Origin of the sequence: Mesorhizobium sp. GbtcB19 (assembly GCF_019091085.1) — a bacterium.
GTDB lineage: Bacteria > Pseudomonadota > Alphaproteobacteria > Rhizobiales > Rhizobiaceae > Mesorhizobium.
The window spans coordinates 179821-195390 of the sequence record NZ_JAGXJY010000005.1 but is presented as its reverse complement, the minus strand read 5'-3'; the positions used below and the strand labels follow the sequence as shown (position 1 = coordinate 195390).

General features: G+C 63.4%; 19 protein-coding genes. 11 read left to right on the top strand and 8 right to left on the bottom strand.

The genetic code is table 11. The features are described from left to right. Window positions 1-82 precede the first annotated feature (82 nt). From KVT37_RS11860 to KVT37_RS11850, 3 genes are all read right to left on the bottom strand, one after another. The gene (locus tag KVT37_RS11860) at window positions 83-1054 is read right to left on the bottom strand and encodes a sensor histidine kinase (RefSeq protein ID WP_254633983.1); all 972 of its coding nucleotides are present in this window, start codon (window positions 1052-1054) and stop codon (window positions 83-85) included. Between the two features lie 254 nt (window positions 1055-1308). After that, window positions 1309-1473: a DUF1328 domain-containing protein gene (locus KVT37_RS11855; RefSeq protein WP_018429836.1), complete on the bottom strand. Its 165-nt coding sequence runs from the start codon at window positions 1471-1473 to the stop codon at window positions 1309-1311. 173 nt (window positions 1474-1646) lie between these two features. Beyond that, window positions 1647-2441, bottom strand: coding sequence for a response regulator (locus KVT37_RS11850; RefSeq protein ID WP_217572967.1), 795 nt, complete (start codon window positions 2439-2441; stop codon window positions 1647-1649). Between the two features lie 218 nt (window positions 2442-2659). Between KVT37_RS11850 and KVT37_RS11845 the strand changes: the two genes are divergently transcribed. Together KVT37_RS11845 and KVT37_RS11840 are read left to right on the top strand one after the other, a co-directional pair. Beyond that, window positions 2660-2863 (top strand): NepR family anti-sigma factor, encoded by a 204-nt coding sequence (locus KVT37_RS11845; protein ID WP_217572965.1) that lies wholly within the window; start codon window positions 2660-2662, stop codon window positions 2861-2863. Window positions 2864-2866: 3 nt separating this feature from the next. Next, window positions 2867-3418 (top strand): RNA polymerase sigma factor, encoded by a 552-nt coding sequence (locus KVT37_RS11840; RefSeq protein WP_027166584.1) that lies wholly within the window; start codon window positions 2867-2869, stop codon window positions 3416-3418. A 38-nt stretch (window positions 3419-3456) separates the two neighbouring features. Here the strand turns inward: KVT37_RS11840 and KVT37_RS11835 are convergent, their stop codons facing one another. Further along, window positions 3457-3837 carry a response regulator gene (locus tag KVT37_RS11835; protein WP_217572963.1) on the bottom strand — a complete coding sequence of 127 codons (381 nt, stop codon included), beginning with the start codon at window positions 3835-3837 and terminating at the stop codon, window positions 3457-3459. Between the two features lie 152 nt (window positions 3838-3989). Here KVT37_RS11835 and KVT37_RS11830 point away from each other — a divergent pair, with 152 nt between their 5' ends. The 3 genes from KVT37_RS11830 to KVT37_RS11820 all read left to right on the top strand — a co-directional run bounded on the left by KVT37_RS11830 (window position 3990) and on the right by KVT37_RS11820 (window position 5769). Then, complete coding sequence (locus KVT37_RS11830) at window positions 3990-4751, top strand: Crp/Fnr family transcriptional regulator (protein WP_217572962.1); 762 nt, start codon at window positions 3990-3992, stop codon at window positions 4749-4751. 220 nt (window positions 4752-4971) lie between these two features. Next, complete coding sequence (locus tag KVT37_RS11825) at window positions 4972-5298, top strand: YqjD family protein (RefSeq protein ID WP_217572960.1); 327 nt, start codon at window positions 4972-4974, stop codon at window positions 5296-5298. 6 nt (window positions 5299-5304) lie between these two features. After that, entirely contained in the window at window positions 5305-5769 is a 465-nt protein-coding gene (locus KVT37_RS11820) for a phage holin family protein (RefSeq protein ID WP_217572958.1), read from the top strand. Between the two features lie 26 nt (window positions 5770-5795). On the opposite strand, the gene KVT37_RS11815 is transcribed toward KVT37_RS11820, so the two are convergent. Beyond that, window positions 5796-7319 (bottom strand): sensor histidine kinase, encoded by a 1524-nt coding sequence (locus KVT37_RS11815; protein ID WP_217572956.1) that lies wholly within the window; start codon window positions 7317-7319, stop codon window positions 5796-5798. A gap of 161 nt (window positions 7320-7480) precedes the next feature. On the opposite strand from KVT37_RS11815, the gene KVT37_RS11810 reads away from it, so the two are divergent. After that, window positions 7481-7684: a hypothetical protein gene (locus KVT37_RS11810; RefSeq protein ID WP_217572954.1), complete on the top strand. Its 204-nt coding sequence runs from the start codon at window positions 7481-7483 to the stop codon at window positions 7682-7684. Window positions 7685-7692: 8 nt separating this feature from the next. Here KVT37_RS11810 and KVT37_RS11805 read toward each other — a convergent pair whose 3' ends face one another. Continuing rightward, on the bottom strand, window positions 7693-8613 hold the full coding sequence (locus KVT37_RS11805) for a diacylglycerol kinase family protein (RefSeq protein ID WP_217572951.1): 921 nt from the start codon (window positions 8611-8613) through the stop codon (window positions 7693-7695). A 239-nt stretch (window positions 8614-8852) separates the two neighbouring features. On the opposite strand from KVT37_RS11805, the gene KVT37_RS11800 reads away from it, so the two are divergent. Beyond that, window positions 8853-10223 carry a PRC-barrel domain-containing protein gene (locus KVT37_RS11800; protein WP_217572950.1) on the top strand — a complete coding sequence of 457 codons (1371 nt, stop codon included), beginning with the start codon at window positions 8853-8855 and terminating at the stop codon, window positions 10221-10223. A gap of 52 nt (window positions 10224-10275) precedes the next feature. Here the strand turns inward: KVT37_RS11800 and KVT37_RS11795 are convergent, their stop codons facing one another. Next, on the bottom strand, window positions 10276-11838 hold the full coding sequence (locus tag KVT37_RS11795) for an alkaline phosphatase family protein (protein ID WP_217572948.1): 1563 nt from the start codon (window positions 11836-11838) through the stop codon (window positions 10276-10278). A gap of 215 nt (window positions 11839-12053) precedes the next feature. On the opposite strand from KVT37_RS11795, the gene KVT37_RS11790 reads away from it, so the two are divergent. The 4 genes from KVT37_RS11790 to KVT37_RS11775 all read left to right on the top strand — a co-directional run bounded on the left by KVT37_RS11790 (window position 12054) and on the right by KVT37_RS11775 (window position 15299). After that, on the top strand, window positions 12054-12986 hold the full coding sequence (locus tag KVT37_RS11790) for a VOC family protein (RefSeq protein ID WP_217572946.1): 933 nt from the start codon (window positions 12054-12056) through the stop codon (window positions 12984-12986). A 4-nt stretch (window positions 12987-12990) separates the two neighbouring features. Then, window positions 12991-13626 carry an alpha/beta hydrolase gene (locus tag KVT37_RS11785; RefSeq protein ID WP_217572936.1) on the top strand — a complete coding sequence of 212 codons (636 nt, stop codon included), beginning with the start codon at window positions 12991-12993 and terminating at the stop codon, window positions 13624-13626. A 57-nt stretch (window positions 13627-13683) separates the two neighbouring features. Continuing rightward, window positions 13684-13983, top strand: a complete 300-nt coding sequence (locus KVT37_RS11780; protein ID WP_095767389.1) for a GNAT family N-acetyltransferase — start codon at window positions 13684-13686, stop codon at window positions 13981-13983. A 257-nt stretch (window positions 13984-14240) separates the two neighbouring features. Then, complete coding sequence (locus KVT37_RS11775; RefSeq protein WP_217572934.1) at window positions 14241-15299, top strand: dipeptidase; 1059 nt, start codon at window positions 14241-14243, stop codon at window positions 15297-15299. 6 nt (window positions 15300-15305) lie between these two features. On the opposite strand, the gene KVT37_RS11770 is transcribed toward KVT37_RS11775, so the two are convergent. Continuing rightward, window positions 15306-15569 carry a hypothetical protein gene (locus tag KVT37_RS11770; protein ID WP_217572932.1) on the bottom strand — a complete coding sequence of 88 codons (264 nt, stop codon included), beginning with the start codon at window positions 15567-15569 and terminating at the stop codon, window positions 15306-15308. Between the last annotated feature and the right edge of the window lies 1 nt (window position 15570).

The window sequence follows — 15570 nt, the reverse complement described above, 5'->3', positions numbered from 1 at the left end:
CGGCGCCTCGTTAGCCGGGAGCACAGGATCGGACTTTATGGTGAACAGCCGGTTAAGGCTTCGCCGGCAAAGGTCCACGCTATTAATCTGTCTCAAAATTCCCGTGCGGGACGGTGAGACGGTATTCCATGCGGTCCTTGCCGATGTCGAGCGTCGCGGAGCCATTCAGCGAGATCGGCACGACGCGCTCCAGCGCCACGCTGCCGAAGCGCTTCTCATTGCGCGGCGCGTCGCCGACCACTTCCGTCCAGGTCAGCAGAAGGTTGGGCGGGGCTCCGTTCTCCGCTTCCAGCCTGGCGCGCACCTCGACGTGGCCGCCCGGCCGCGACAGCGCGCCGTAGCTCACGGAGTTCACGGCCAGCTCATGCATCGCCAGGCCGATATGCAAGGCGGCGTTGGGATTGAGAAAAGGATTCTCGCCCGCGAAGCGCAGGCTTTGCGACAGATCGCTGCTGTAGCGGCCGACCTGGCCGGATACAAGCTCCTGCAGCGCCGCTCCTCGCCAGTTGGAGGACGTGACGAGGTCCTGCGAGGAAGCCAGCGATTGCAGCCGGCCGCGGAAGCGCGCCAGGAATTCGCCGAGCGTCTCCGTGTAGCGCCCGGTCTGGGTGGCGATACTCTGGATGATGGCGAGCAGATTTTTCGATCGATGGCTGACTTCGCGCAGCAACGTCTTCAGCGTCTGCTCGCGGCGTTTTTGCTCCGTCGTCTCCACCATCGTGGTGACGATGCCGAGGACTTCTCCGGTATCCCCGCGATCGGCATCGATCCACAGCTGAAACCAGCGTACGCCCTGGCTTCCCGGAATGCTGAGCTCGAGCCGTTCAGCGTTGCCGGAATCGATCACCTTGAGTTTGGTGGCTCTTATGCGCTCGGCCTGCGCGGGCGAAAGCAAATCCTTGCCGTCGGCGGTTTCGGACGCCCAGGGCGCGCTCATGTTGCGCGCCCAGACCGTTTTCATCTGCCGATCCTGGTAGAGAACCGAAATTCCCGCATTGTGCAGGGCATGAAGCAACGCCCGCCCCAACTGCATCCCGCTTTCGGCAGGGTGCATCGCGATCACTTCGCTGTCCTTTCTTTCAACCCTGTCTTTCGTGGGACCCTCGGAAGGCATTGGAAAACATCCCCGCACTCGCTCCTTGTCCGCACCCGTTCCATGAACGGCTTCACCTCGCACCGGTTCCGCGCCGTCTCGGCGCTCCGAAAATTGCAGGCTCTCCAAAAACGGTCCGCCGGACGGTGCTCTTTCGAGGCGCCGCCCGGCGGGGGCTGGAAACCGTTTGAGGGGTGCGGCTTCCAGTGTAGCGGTCAGGCTCTCCTGAAGAGGCCTGCAATGAGCGAAATCACCAGGAAGGCGAGGAAGATGAAGAACAGGATCTGCGCGATGCCTGCCGACGTACCGGCTATGCCGCCGAACCCAAGCGCGCCGGCGATGATCGCAACTACGAGAAATACGAGCGCCCAGTACAGCATGATGCGTCTCCTTCTTATGTCGGGAAAAGAACGTGGCTCGGTGCCGTTTGTTCCACCATTTGCCGAAAAAGACGATCCCCTTGAAGGGGCTTTTCAGATCGTAAAAACAGACAAGCGTCACACGAGGGGCGAAGGCCTCGCATGACACTGAAAAGTCCGGGCTTTTGACGGGATCAGGCCGCGGCTTTGGCCTGCCGGTCGAAGAACAGGGCCTGGCTGATCAAAGCCTTGACCATGTCGGGGTTGAAGGGCTTGGTGACCAGGAAGGCCGGCTCCGGACGTTCGCCGGTCAGCAGGCGTTCCGGGAAGGCGGTGATGAAAATAACCGGCACCGGCGTCGAGGACAAAATCTCGTTGACCGCCTCGATGCCGGAGCTGCCGTCGGCGAGCTGGATATCGGCCAGAACCATTTTCGGCCGGGTCTTGCCGAACATGGCCACCGCCTCGGCATGCGTGCGCGCCGTGCCGACGACGCGGTGGCCGAGGCTTTCGACCATCTCCTCGATGTCCATGGCAATCAGCGGCTCGTCCTCGATGATCAGCACGTCTGTCGCGACCTGTCGGGAAATCTCGTTGCTCGCCTGGGAAAGCAGTCCTGAGAATTCATCCTCGTCGACATCGAGAATCTCGGCCGATTCATCCTCGCTGAAGCCTTCGACGGCCACCAGCAGGAAAGCCTGCCTCGGCAGCGGCGCGATCGCGTTCAGATTGGCCGCGGCGCGTTGCTCCCAGGCGGTCTGCGCCTGTTCCTGCGGGACGCGGATGGCCACGGACGTGAACAGCCTGGCGAAGACCTTGTACAGCGCAATGCGGTCGCTGGAGGCGTCGGGGAAGATGTTAGTGTCGGCGATGATGGCTTCCAGCATCGCGGCGACCAGCGCGTCACCGCTCTCCTGCGATCCCGAAACCGCCCGCGAGAAGCGGCGCAGGAACGGAAGATGCGGAGCGATGGTTGCGGACAAACTCATTATTTACGTCTCCCTCAGATGACGTTGCATGTTCAAGGCCATGCCGGTGCAAGCCCCGGAAAATCAAACGCCGGCTTTCAGAAAAAGTTCCGCCGGCTGTGGAACTAAATTAGCAGGCCGGCGTTTGGGCATTTCGGGATGGGCAACCAGACGAGCGTTCCGCTTGCGTTGTGGTTTGAAGTCGAAGAGCGGTTCGGGTGCTGGAAATCAGGGCGACTATGAAAGACATGTCGAAAAAACAGATGGCTGATGCCGCAAACAGGCATCGGAACGGGGACGGCAACCCGCTTGGAGCGAACTCCGAAATTGCCCGCAAGCTCAAGCAATATTATGATGAGTTGGTCTCGGACCAGGTGCCGGACCGTTTCGCTCAGTTGCTCAGCCAGCTGGAACAGACCGAACCTGCCCAGAAAAAGGACTGAGGCATGGCGGCGGTGTCCCAGAGCTTCAAGACCGAGTTGCTCGGTGCGATCCCGAGCCTGCGCGCTTTCGCCGTGTCGCTGACGCAGAATGCCGACCGGGCCGACGATCTCGTCCAGGAAACGCTGGTCAAGGCGTGGGACAAGCATGAGAGCTTCCAGCCGGGCACCAACCTCAAGGCCTGGCTGTTCACCATCCTGCGCAACGAGTTCTATTCGCAGATGCGCAAGCGCGGCCGCGAGGTGCAGGACAGCGACGGCATCATGACGGCGAGGCTTGCCGTTCATCCGGCCCAGCACGGCCAGCTCGACCTCAAGGATTTCCGCGGCGCGCTCGAGCAACTGCCCGAGGACCAGCGCGAAGCCATCATCCTGATCGGCGCTTCCGGCTTCTCGTATGAAGAAGCCGCCGAAATCTGCGGCTGCGCGGTCGGCACGATCAAGAGCCGGGTCAGCCGGGCGCGCACAAGGCTGCAGGAGATCCTCAAGATTTCCGGAGAGGACGAGTTCGGTCCCGACGCCATCTCGGCGCAGGTGACGGGTTCAAACGCGGCGTGAGCTGAATCACACCACGGTAGTTCGGGCGCGACAGTGCCTCAGGCAGCTCTTGCGCGGCCGCAAGCAATGGCCACGGCTTCGATGAGGTCGTCTCCCGAATAAGGCTTGGTCACCAGCCGGATGTCCGGGAACGAACCCTTGACTTCGTCCGAATCCGAATAGCCGGAAGCGAACACGAACGGCACGCCCTCGCTGCGCAGCCGCGCGGCAAAGTCCAGGGTCGATACGCCGCCGAGCATCAGATCGACAACCGCCGCGTCGAAGCGGGACGGCAATGCCTGCCCGTCGATCTCTGCGAGATCGCGCGCGATCGTCACATCCGCGGCGCCGTGATCCCGGCAAAGCTGCTCGACATCCATAGCGATCAGGAACTCGTCTTCCAGGATGAGAATACGCAGTCCGTCAAGCAATGCTGGCACCTATCAGTGTCTCCTCGGCGGGCCGCACTCATGCGCGGAATTCGGCGCTATGTCATTTAAAAAAGACATGGGCCTCCATGCCTCGCGGAACCCCTGCCGGTCTCAGACGTTTCCATGCGCCCATAAGGGCAGGGATTTCGAGAGGGGTCGAAATGTCCAGCCAAAGCACACGTTCGGTCGCCAGTCGTCAATACCCTTGTGAAAAGTGCCCGCTGCGGCCGCTGCCGGCCTTTCGCGAATTCGACATGCAGGAACTGCTGTTCATCAGCACCTTCAAACGCGGCGAGTTGGCTGTCGACAAGGGGGCGACGGTCCTGGTCGAGGGCAGCCACAGCGCGCATCTCTACACGGTGCTGTCCGGCTGGGCGTTCCGCTACAAGCTCTTGCCTGACGGGCGACGGCAGATCCTCAATTATTCCATGCCTGGCGACCTCATCGGCCTGCAAGGCAGCCTGATGGGCGAGATGCAGCATTCCGTCGAGGCGTTGTCGCCGATGCTGCTCTGCGTTTTCGAGCGCGAGCAGCTGCACGACCTCTATCGCAACTATCCAGGCCTTGCCTACGACATCACCTGGATCGCGTCGCGCGAGGAACGGATGCTGGATGAGAATCTGCTCAGCATCGGCCGCCGCACCGCGCTCGAACGCGCTGCCTATCTTATTGCCTTCATCGCCAGCCGGGCCCGCGGCGCCGGCCTCAACGGCAAGACTCCGGTGCAAATCCCGATCACGCAGCAGCACATCGCCGACACGCTTGGCCTCTCGCTGGTTCACACCAACAAGACGATCCGCAAATTGATGGACCGCAAGCTCGTCAGGTGGCGCGACGGCGGCTGCGAGGTAATCGACTACGATGGGCTGAAGAACCTGGCCCGCTGGGAAGGGCTCGGTGAAGAACGCCGGCCGCTTATCTAGGTGCGTCGATATTCAGGTGATGCCGGCCTGCAAATGGCGGCTTCCTGCGCTTCCGGTGCTCACGTACTTTAAGTACGCTCCGCTCCGGTTCTCGGAAGCCACCATTTTCGACTCGGCCTGACCTGAATCTCAACACACCCTAGAGTGCTTTGAGTGGCCAGGTGCGGAACCTTGGCGCAGAACAGACGTTGAAATCCAAGCAAACGCAAGGAGTTAGAGAATGGCAACCGCTGCAGGCAGATCCACGACTGAGCAAGCGACCACCGCCGACCTGGAAGCCGATATCGAGCAGCTGAAAGCGGACATCCAGAAGCTCACCGAGCAACTCGCCAAGACCGGCCAGCACGGCTATGGCGCGGCCCGTCGCGCCGCCGCCGACGGCGTCGAACAATTGCGGGCGCAAGGTGAGGCCGCATTCGAAAGCATGCGGGGAAGCGCCGAGGACATCGAAGCCCAGCTGATCGCGAAAGTGCGCGAGAAGCCCGTGACGTCGCTGGCGATCGCCGCAGGCGTCGGCTTCCTCTTCGCTCTCCTGTCCCGCCGTTAGCCGCAGATGGGGACGATTGTCTCGCTGATCTCGGCCCTTGCTTCGGGCGAAGCGATGGCCGCTTTGCAAAGGGCGCGGATGACGGCAATCCTTTACGGGCTTGCCGCCATTTTTGCGTTGTGCGGCGTCGGCTTCCTCATAGGGGCTGCCTATATCTGGCTGGCGGCGCGCTACGGACCGCTGGCGACCAGCCTCGGTTTCGGCATCGGATTCCTGGTCATAGCCGGCCTGATCGTGGTCATCCATAAGCTGACCGCCAGCATGCGCAGCAGGCGGCGCGCAAGACGGCGGCAGGCCGACATGACGGCGGTGGGCATTACCGCGGCACTTGCCCTGCTTCCGGCGCTTGCCAAGAGCAAGGGCGGGTTGGGAGCCGTCGTGGCCCCTGCCTTGGCGATCGTCGCCTACGCCATCTATCGCGAGAACGCCAAACCCAATCCGCCGAAGCCGGGTCCGGACGGCATGCCTTAGATCCGCTTAGCAAATCGCCGGACCACTCATTTCAAGGACGGTTCGAGCGGCATCGATATCTCGGCGAAGACACCGCCGGGGCGAAATTCGTGGGTCACGTCGCTGTCGATCACCTTGGCAAGGCTGCGGCGGATGAGGATCGAGCCGAAACCCTGGCGGTCGGGAGGTTCGACTTCCGGACCGCCGCTTTCGCGCCAGGTCAGCACCAGGCGGCGCGCGCCTTTGCGGCCTTTCGTCTTCCAGTCGAGATCGACTTTTCCCGATGGGACGGAAAGCGAACCGTATTTCAGCGCGTTGCTGGCGAGTTCATGCAGGATCAGGCCCAGACCCACCGCCTGGTCCGGCGAGAGCAGGAGCTCGGGACCGGAAATCGTAATGCGCGATTGGTCGCCGGTGTCGAAAGCCTTGGCCTCGATACGCGCCAACTCACCGATGCCGATGCCGCGCCACTCCCGATCGGACAGTAGACTATGGGCGGCGCCGAGCGCGTGCAATCGCGCACTGAAGGCTTCGAGAAACTCGCTCGGCTGACGCGCGTGGCGGACCGTCTGCGTCGCCAGCGCCTGGACGGTCGCCAATGTGTTCTTGACGCGGTGGTTGAGCTCGCGCAGCAGGAGGCGCTGCCGCTCGTCGCCCAGCTTGCGTTCGGTGATGTCGTAATTGACGCCGAAGATCAGTGTCGGCTTGCCCTCGCCGTCGCGTTCGACGACGCGGCCGCGCGTGGCGACCCAGCGGGGAGGGTCGAATCCATTGACCCGGTACTCGCCAAAATAGTCGTCGCTGCCGCTCAGCGCGTCGCGAAAACGCGTCTCGGTCTGGTAGACATCGCGCGGGTCGATGGCACGCAGGATGTCGCGCGCCTTCAGCCGGTTCGACGCCGGCAGGTTGAAAAGCCCGGCCAGGAGCGAGTCGCATTCGATCATGTCGGTGCGGATGTCCCACACCCAGCTTGCCAGCGAAGCGGCATCGAGCGCAATGGCGCGGCGTTTTTCCTCGCGCGCCAGTTCCGTCTTGGCGATGGCGCCGTTGCGGGTGGCGTCCTTCAAAGTGAACAGGCTGGCGGCGAGGTCGGCGAGCGTCTTCAGTTTCGCCAGCCTGTCCGCGGTCGGAAACGGTCGCGGTTCGCGATCGAGCACGCAAAGTGTGCCGATCCTGGCCCCGGCCACCACCATCGGCACCCCGATATAGAAGCGGATGTGCTGCTTGCCATTGACCAGCGGATTGGCGGTAAAACGCGGGTCGAGCCTGGCGTCGGTCACGACCATGGGATCGTCGCCGGCGGCGATGGCATGGGCGCAGAAGGAGATGCTGGCCGGCGTCTCCTGCTCGTCGAGACCGATGCGCGACTTGAACCATTGGCGATCGCTGTCGACGAGGCTGACCAGCACGATGGGCGCTTCGGCAATGGCCGCTGCAAGACCAGCGATGCGGTCGAAGTCAGGATCGGTCGCGGCATCCATGGCGCCCAGGCCCGCAAGCACGGCGAGCCGGTCCGCATCGATGACAACGCGGCCCACATCCTCCGGCAAACTGTCTGCCTTGCTAGTCACCAATCCCCCGAGTGGTCATGCAATCATCCCCGCGTATATGCGATCCATCGCCGCGCACATGCCTGAGCGTCCGCCCTGAGCGCGGAACCTTCCCGAACAGGCCCCGTTACCTGACATGTCGCACCTGAAGTGCCCGCCGCCGCGCAGTATGGAGGCCAAAGGTGACCAAGATCGTACCTGAAGACAAAGCGCGCCAAGGGCATTGGGGCTGGCATGGCCTCAGAATCCTCGTCGCCGGACTTCTGCTCGCCTTTATCGCGTGGGGCGCGGTCGAGATTTATGGCGAACTGATCAAGCCGCCGACCACGCAGCAGACCCTGCCGGAAGCGCCTCCGGCGGCGCAAAAACCCGTCCAGGGCGGTTGATCTCCGCATCACGCCGCCTTTGCCTGCGCATTGCTTGCCGGAACGAGCACGTTCAGCGCGCCGGGATGAATCTCGATCGTTGTTTCGCGCTCCAGCCTGATCAATTCGCCGTCCAAAACCGCGCTGAACCTCCTGGCGGGAGAGTGGATTTTCAGCACCGCCTTGCCAGCCTGATGCACTTCGACATGCGCGCTCTGGCGCAACCGGCCGCGCAGCATGTCCAGCAGCAGCTTTGCCAGGTGATGACGCCGGCGCGCGACGCTGACATAGACGCCAAGCACGCCGCCGGCCGGATTGTCGGCATAGGGCAGATGGCCTTCGCCGAACAGGTTGTTGGAGATGCCGATGCCGGTGGTGCGGGTGACGATCTCCGCCTTGCCGACGCTCAGGCTGACCTTAAGCGCCGGCGGGTTCTTGATCGCCGCCCAGGCGGCGCGCACCGATGCGTGCATCTTTCCAAGACGCGAGCCGAAATCCATTTTCTCGCGCAGCTGGACCATCTTGGCGTGCATGCCGACGGAGAACTGGTGCACGAAAGGCCGGCCGTTGGCGCTCGCCATATCGACGGCGATCACCTCACCATGGGCAAAGGATTGCAGCGCCGCTTCCAATGTCTGGGGAATGCCAAGGCCGCGCGCGAAGAGGTTCATGGTGCCGGCGGGCAAAATCGCCAGAGCCTTCTTCTTGTTCATGAGAAGGGAGGCCGCGGTGGAAATCGTGCCGTCACCGCCGCCGGCAAGCACGACATCGATATTTCGCTTGGCGATCGCCTTTTCCAGCGCCGCGGCGATGTCTCGGCCGGCGACGATATCGATCTCGACCGAATGCCCCGCCGCTTCGAGTATCTGACGCAACTGCTCGGAAAACGCTCCGATGTCTATGGTGCGCAAGGTGCCGCCATCCTGGTTCAGCACCGCAGCAAACCGCATGCCCCGCTCCGTCTGTCTTCAAGTCTGGGCTGAAGACCCACCAGCCGCAGGCTGAAACGAAGATGCGGTCGCAAAGGTTCCGCCAGAGGTCGAGAATCCGAGCTCCCGGGAAAACTCGGCGTTGGAACAACGCTTGGGTCACAACGTTGTGAACCTGTTGACAATGCCGCTCCCGGCCTGCCGCGCAGGGCTGGCCGGGCGAGCGGCATGCACGAAATCAGGCACGAGGAGAGACCGTCATGATCCGCACGCTTCTTGCGACCACCGCTCTGGCGACATCGCTTGCAACCGGCGCCTTTGCACAGACGACCACGCCTGCTCCGGCGCAGGCTCCCGCAGCCGAAAACACGGCTCCTGTTCCGCGTTCCGACGGCGCGCTGATGACCAATATCATCGGGGAGTCCGTCTATAACGGCACCGGCGACGATGCCCAGAATATCGGCAAGGTCGACGATGTCGTCTTCGATTCAAGCGGCAAGGCCAAGTCCGCGATCATCGGCGTCGGCGGCTTCCTTGGCGTCGGCACGAAGGATGTCGCCTTCGACTACGGCAAGCTTGAATGGGCCGAGAAGAACGGCGACCGCTGGCTGGTGGCCAAGACCAGCAAGGATGAGCTGAACGCCCAGCCGGCTTTCGATCGCAAGCCCTATGATCCGGCGCCGGCGCAGTCCACCGACGCCACGCAGCCGGCGGCGACCGATACGACAGGGACGCAGAAGCAAGCCGCCGCGCAACCGGCCGAGCCGGTGAAGAAGGCGGAGGGCAACATCGCCACCAGCATCATGGGCAAGGCGGTCTATAACGGCACCGCGGACGATGCCCAGAAGATCGGCGACGTGAAGGACATCGTGCTGGCCAAGGACGGCAAGGCGGAATCACTGGTGATCGGCGTCGGCGGCTTCCTCGGCATCGGCACCAAGAATGTCACCTACGACTTCGCCAAGGCAAAATGGGCGGAGAAGGACGGCAACCGCTGGCTGGTGGCCGAGACCACCAAGGAGGAACTGCAGGCACGGCCCGACTTCAACCGCAAGGCCTATGATCCGGCGCCCGGCTCGACGGCGGCCGCGAACAATGCCCCGGCCACGACCACGCCCGCGGTAGCGTCGTCGGACACGACCTCCGATAAGGGCGCCAAGCCGGCAGAGCCCGCCAAGTCGACCGCGGAGACCAAGCCCGCGACACCGGCGGCCCAGAGCACGGCCGAGAACAAGCCGGCCGATAACGGTGCTGCCGCCACCGACCAGACAAAGACCGCTTCAATCGACAAGTCGACGCTGACGGAAATGCCGATGGGCAATATCAGGGTCGACGATCTGAAGGGTGCGACGGTCTATGGCGCCAACGACGCCAAGATCGGTTCCATCGGCGACGTCGTGCTGACGCCCGACAACAAGCCGGACGCGGTAATCGTCGACGTCGGCGGCTTCCTCGGCATTGGCGCCAAGGAGGTGGCGGTCGGCATGGACAAGCTGAAATTCATGACCGACAAGGACGGCAAGAAGTACCTCTACACCAACTTCACCAAGGAGCAGCTGCAGGCGCAGACGGCCTATGACAAGAGCAGTTATGCCGAGAAGCGCGACCAGCAGCGGATGATGCTGAAGTAGGGCAGTAGGGCAGTAGGGCAGCAGGGAGCGGTTCCCATACTGCCCTATTGCCTTACTGCCCTACTGCCTTGGCAACGTACCCGGCCACGCCATCGTCCGTCAGCTCGGCCAGCGCCAGTGACTGGTCTAGATGCGCGGCGCGCCAGGCTAGCATTTTCTCCGCGAACTCCAGTCGCACCGGCAGATAGGCCGGGTCGTTCGCCACATTGTTCAACTCTCCCGGGTCCTTCTGAAGGTCGAACAGAAGCGGCGGCAGGCCGCCGCCGAAATGGACATATTTGACGTCCGCCGTGCGGATAACGGCGAGGTTGCAGGCACTCGATCCAATGCCGAAATGGCTCTCGGCTTCGCCTGCGGCGACCGTGCGGAAATCAAACTCCCAATGCGCGGCGTTGCGCCAGTCTTCCGGCTCGTTGCCGTCGATCCAGGGCGCGAGCGAACGGCCGTCGAGATGGCGCTGCGGCGTGGCGCCGATCAGATCGAGCAAGGTCGGGAAGATGTCGACGGCTTCGGTGAAATGGTCCACGGATGAGCCGGCCGCAGCGCTCCGGCGCGGATCGCGGATGATCAACGGGATATGGTAGCTGGCGTCGAAGAAGCCGCCTTTGCCCAGCATGAAATGGTCGCCCATCATCTCGGCATGGTCGGAAGTGAGCACGATGACGGTGTCGTCCCAGGCGCCGGCTGATTTGATCGCCTGCCAGATGCGGCCGAGCTGCGTGTCGACCTCTGAGATCATGCCATAGTAGATCGCGCGGATGCGCCGGAAATCTTCCTCGCTCCAGTCCGCCACGCTGCCCTCGATGCCGGGAACGAATTTTTTCCTCTTCTGCCTGGCGAGATCATAGGCGAGGTAGGGGTGGCTTTCCGCCTCGACTTGCCAGCTTGCCGCGCGCTGAAAGGCCGGGCCGTCAGCGGGGTCGTAGATGGTGTTGTAGGGCTCCGGCACGATGAAGGGCGGGTGCGGGCTGATCAAGGAGATATGCGCGAACCACGGCGCGCTGTTCTCCTGTTCGCCAAGCCAGCGGACGAATTCGCCGGCCAGGAAAGCCGTCGGAGTCTGGTCCTTCGAATAGACTGGAGGAGCGTTGGTCACATCGCTCTTGGTCTGACCGCTGGCCGGACGGTGGATGTCCGGGCTGCCGGCGCTGGTGTCGATGCCTTGCGCGCGCAGCCACGACAGCCACTGCTTCTGGTGTTCCGGCAAAGCCTGCCGCACGGTAAAGCCGGGCAGCACGCCTTCATAGCTGCGAAGGCGTGGGTCGTTGTCAGCCATCTCGCGCGGATCGAGCGCGACGTCGGTGTAACCGAACAGCGTCGGGTCGTAACCCGCCGCGCGCGCCGAAAGCGCGATGTTGCCGTGGCGCGCATCGAGCGGCGTGCCGTTGCGGCAGACGCGGTTGTTCATCTGATAGAGCCCGGTATAGAGGCAGGCGCGGGCGGGAGAACAGGGCGCCGCTCCGCCATAATGGCGGCGGAAATGCACGCCTTCGGCGGCTAAGGCATCCACGTTCGGCGTCTTCACCACCGGATGACCCGCCGCCGACAGGCAATCGCCGCGCCACTGGTCGCAGGTGATGAGGAGGAGATTCGGGCGGCTCGGCTGGTCGTGCAAGATCGTGTCCTTGTGGAAGCGCCCAGATGGAACGGAAAATCACCGGCGTTGCAAGCCGACGTCGGTGAGAGAATGGTGAACATATTTTGAACAGTCGTTCACTATTATGACACAGTCCATTCTGCGTTTGCCTGCTTTGCCATGGCCTGAGCTATCCTCATATTGGCGTGGACAGCGGCGAGGGCCGCACAAGGAACAAGGGAAGGAGCACAATCATGCTCAATCAGATCAAGGGGCTGCATCACGTCACTTCGATGGCCAGCGATGCGCGCCGCAACAATGAGTTCTTCACGAAGAAGCTCGGCCTGCGCCGGGTCAAGAAGACGGTCAATTTCGACGCGCCGGACGTCTACCACCTCTACTACGCCGACGAGGTCGGCACGCCGGGCTCGGTGATGACCTATTTCCCGTTCCCCGACATCGCCAAGGGCCGTCATGGCGTCGGCGAGGTCGGCACGACGGTGTTCTCGGTGCCGGAAGGCACGCTCGCCTATTGGGAAAAGCGTTTTGCTGACGAGGGCGTCGGTAATGTCGCGCGCACTGAGGCCTTTGGCGAGAAGCGGCTGACCTTCACCGGTCCCGACGGCGACAGCTTTGCACTGGTCGAGGACAAGGCCGACAGCAGGGCGCCCTGGGTCAAGGGCGGGATCCCCGGCGACGAGGCGATCCGCGGCTTTCACTCGGTCTCGCTCAGGCTGAAGGACGGCGGCGCCACCGAGGAACTTTTGAAGTTCATGGGCTATGAGGAGGTCGACAAGTCCGGCAACGTCCGCCGGATGGCGATCAAGAACGGCAACGGCGCCGATGTCGTCGACATCGAATCGCTGCCGGGCGCCGGCTTCGCCAATCTCGGCGCCGGCTCGGTGCACCATGTCGCCTTCGCGGTCGAGGATCGCGCCAAGCAGCTCGAAGTGCGCAAGGCGCTGGTCGACACGGGTTATGGCGTGACGCCGGTCATCGATCGCGACTATTTCTGGGCGATCTATTTCCGCACGCCGGGCGGCGTGCTGTTCGAGGTGTCGACCAACGAGCCGGGCTTCAACCGCGACGAGGATACCGCGCATCTGGGCGAAGCGCTGAAGCTGCCGAAACAGCATCAGCATCTGAGACCTTACCTCGAAGAACACCTGCAGAAGCTGGAAGACTGAAGCCATGAGCAAGGACGCTTACATCCATAAAATGCTGCCCGGTTCGCCGGGCAGCCCGCTGCTCTTCGTCTTCCACGGCACCGGCGCGGACGAAAACCAGCTTCTCGGCTTCGGCCGCGAGCTTTTGCCTTCGGCGACGATCATCTCGCCGCGTGGCGATGTCTCGGAGCACGGCGCCGCGCGTTTCTTCCGCCGCACCGGCGAGGGCGTCTATGACATGGACGACCTGGCTCGCGCGACGTCGAAAATGGTGGGCTTCGTCAAGGCGCATGTCGAGGCGGCAACACCCTCGGCGGTGTTCGGCCTCGGCTATTCCAATGGCGCCAACATCCTGGCTTCGGTAGTGTTTGCCGAGCCAAGCCTGTTCGACGCCACGGCGCTGATGCATCCGCTGATCCCGTTCGAACCGAAGGTGCAAGGAAGCCTTGCCGGCCGCCATATCCTGATCACGGCCGGCAGGCGCGACCCGATCTGCCCACCCAATTTGACGTCGCGGCTCGAGGCTTATTTGCGCGCTGACGGCGCCGATGTCACAGTGGAATGGCACGACGGCGGGCATGAGGTTCGGCCGAATGAAATCGAGGCGGCGCGGCGGCTGTTCGCGCCGGCGCCGGCTGCAAATCAAAAAGATAGAGCATGATGTCGTCCGAAAACCGCTTCACACTTTTCGGCATCATGCTCTGAGGAGGCAAACAAAATGGCTGACCAACTGCCCGAGATCGAACTGGAAGACCGCGGCTCCAAGGGGCGTTACGTGCTGCGCGGACCCGGCGGCGCCGAGGCCGAGATGACCTTCACCAAGATCGGCGAGCACCAGCTCATCATCGATCACACCGAGGTGCCGGATGTCTTTCGCGGCCAGGGCGCCGGGCTTCGGCTCGTCACCCGCGCCGTCGAGGACGCGCGCGCCGCCGGCAAGAAGATCATCCCGCTCTGCCCCTTCGCCAACGCCCAGTTCCGGCGCCACCCGGAATGGGCGGATGTGCTGAAGCGGTAGCGCGGCGTTCCCTTCTCCCCTTGTGGGAGAAGGTGGATCGGCGCGCAGCGCCAAGACGGTTGAGGGGTGCTCCAGCGGAGTGAGAGGTCGGCGTTCCCTGGAGCACCCCTCATCCGGCCGCTTCGCGGCCACCTTCTCCCACAGGGGGAGAAGGAAGAGGCCCAGCCTTGGCATTTGCACCGCCCGGTCATCTTGCCTAAGTTGACGGTTCGCTCGGACGAACGTCCCGCCCGTCACTGATTTGAATGGCTCCCCTGATGACCGATACCGACCTGATCCCCGTTTTCGACGGACATAACGACACGCTGCTTCGACTCTACCAGTCGAAGGAGGCCGACGTCGAAAAGCTGTTCATCGAGGGGACGCCGGGCGGGCATATCGACCTGCCGCGTGCAAAAAAGGGCGGCTTTGCCGGCGGTATGTTCGCGATCTTTCCGCCACCCGTCGAGAAGTCCAAGCGCAGCGCCGTGCCGCCGGCGCCGAGCGACAATGAACCGCTGCCGCCGGAACTGCCGCAGGCCGAGGCGATCACCTCGACCATCGGCATGGCCTCGATCCTGTTTCGGCTGGAGCGCGCCGGCGCGCTGACCGTCTGCCGCAGCGCCGGCGACGTGCGCGCCGCCATGGCGAAAGGCTCGATCGCGGCGATTTTCCACATCGAAGGCGTCGAGGCGATCGACCCCGAGCTTGCCATGCTCGACGTGCTGCACGCCGCAGGCCTGCGCTCGCTGGGCATCGTCTGGAGCCGGCCGAACGCTTTCGGCAATGGCGTGCCGTTCCGCTTTCCCTCGTCGCCCGACACTGGGCCCGGCCTCACCGATGCAGGCAAGGCGCTGGTCAAGGCCTGCAATAAGCTGAAGATCATGATCGACCTCTCGCACCTCAACGAGAAGGGTTTTCGCGATGTGGTGGACTTGAGCGACGCGCCGCTGGTCGCCACCCATTCCAACGTGCATGCGATCTGCGGCCATTCGCGCAACCTGACGGAATGGCAGCTCGGCGCGGTCCGCGAGTCGGGCGGCATGGTGGGCCTGAACTTCGCCACCGGCTTCCTGCGCGAGGATGGCCGCATGAATGCCGACACCAGCATCGAGATCATGGTGCGCCACATCGATTCGCTGCTGCAGGCGCTGGGCGAGGACGGCGTGGGTCTCGGCTCCGATTTCGACGGCGCCATGATCCCGGCCCCCATCGGCGACGTCGCCGGCCTGCCCAAGCTGATCGATGCGCTCGCCGCGCGCGGCTTTGGACGCGCGCTGATCGAGAAGATCGCTTATCGCAACTGGCTGAGCGTGCTGGAGCGCACAATAGGCTAAGCGCAGCTACTGGCCGTAGCCCATCCGCTTCAGCCATTCCTTGCCGACGCCGCGGTCGCGGATGATCGGCAAGGGATTTTCCGCATCGAGCCTGGCGCAGATGCGGTAGACTTCCAGCGTCTCGGCGTTCATCTCACCGCGCTTGAAGAAGAACATGGCCGCAGCATATCGGGTGCGGCCGGACCACATCTCGCCGAGCGGTGTGTTGACCAGCTCCCACTGCTCGGTGGCTTCCGCCGCCGTGTCGAAATCTTCCGCTTTGCTTGGCATC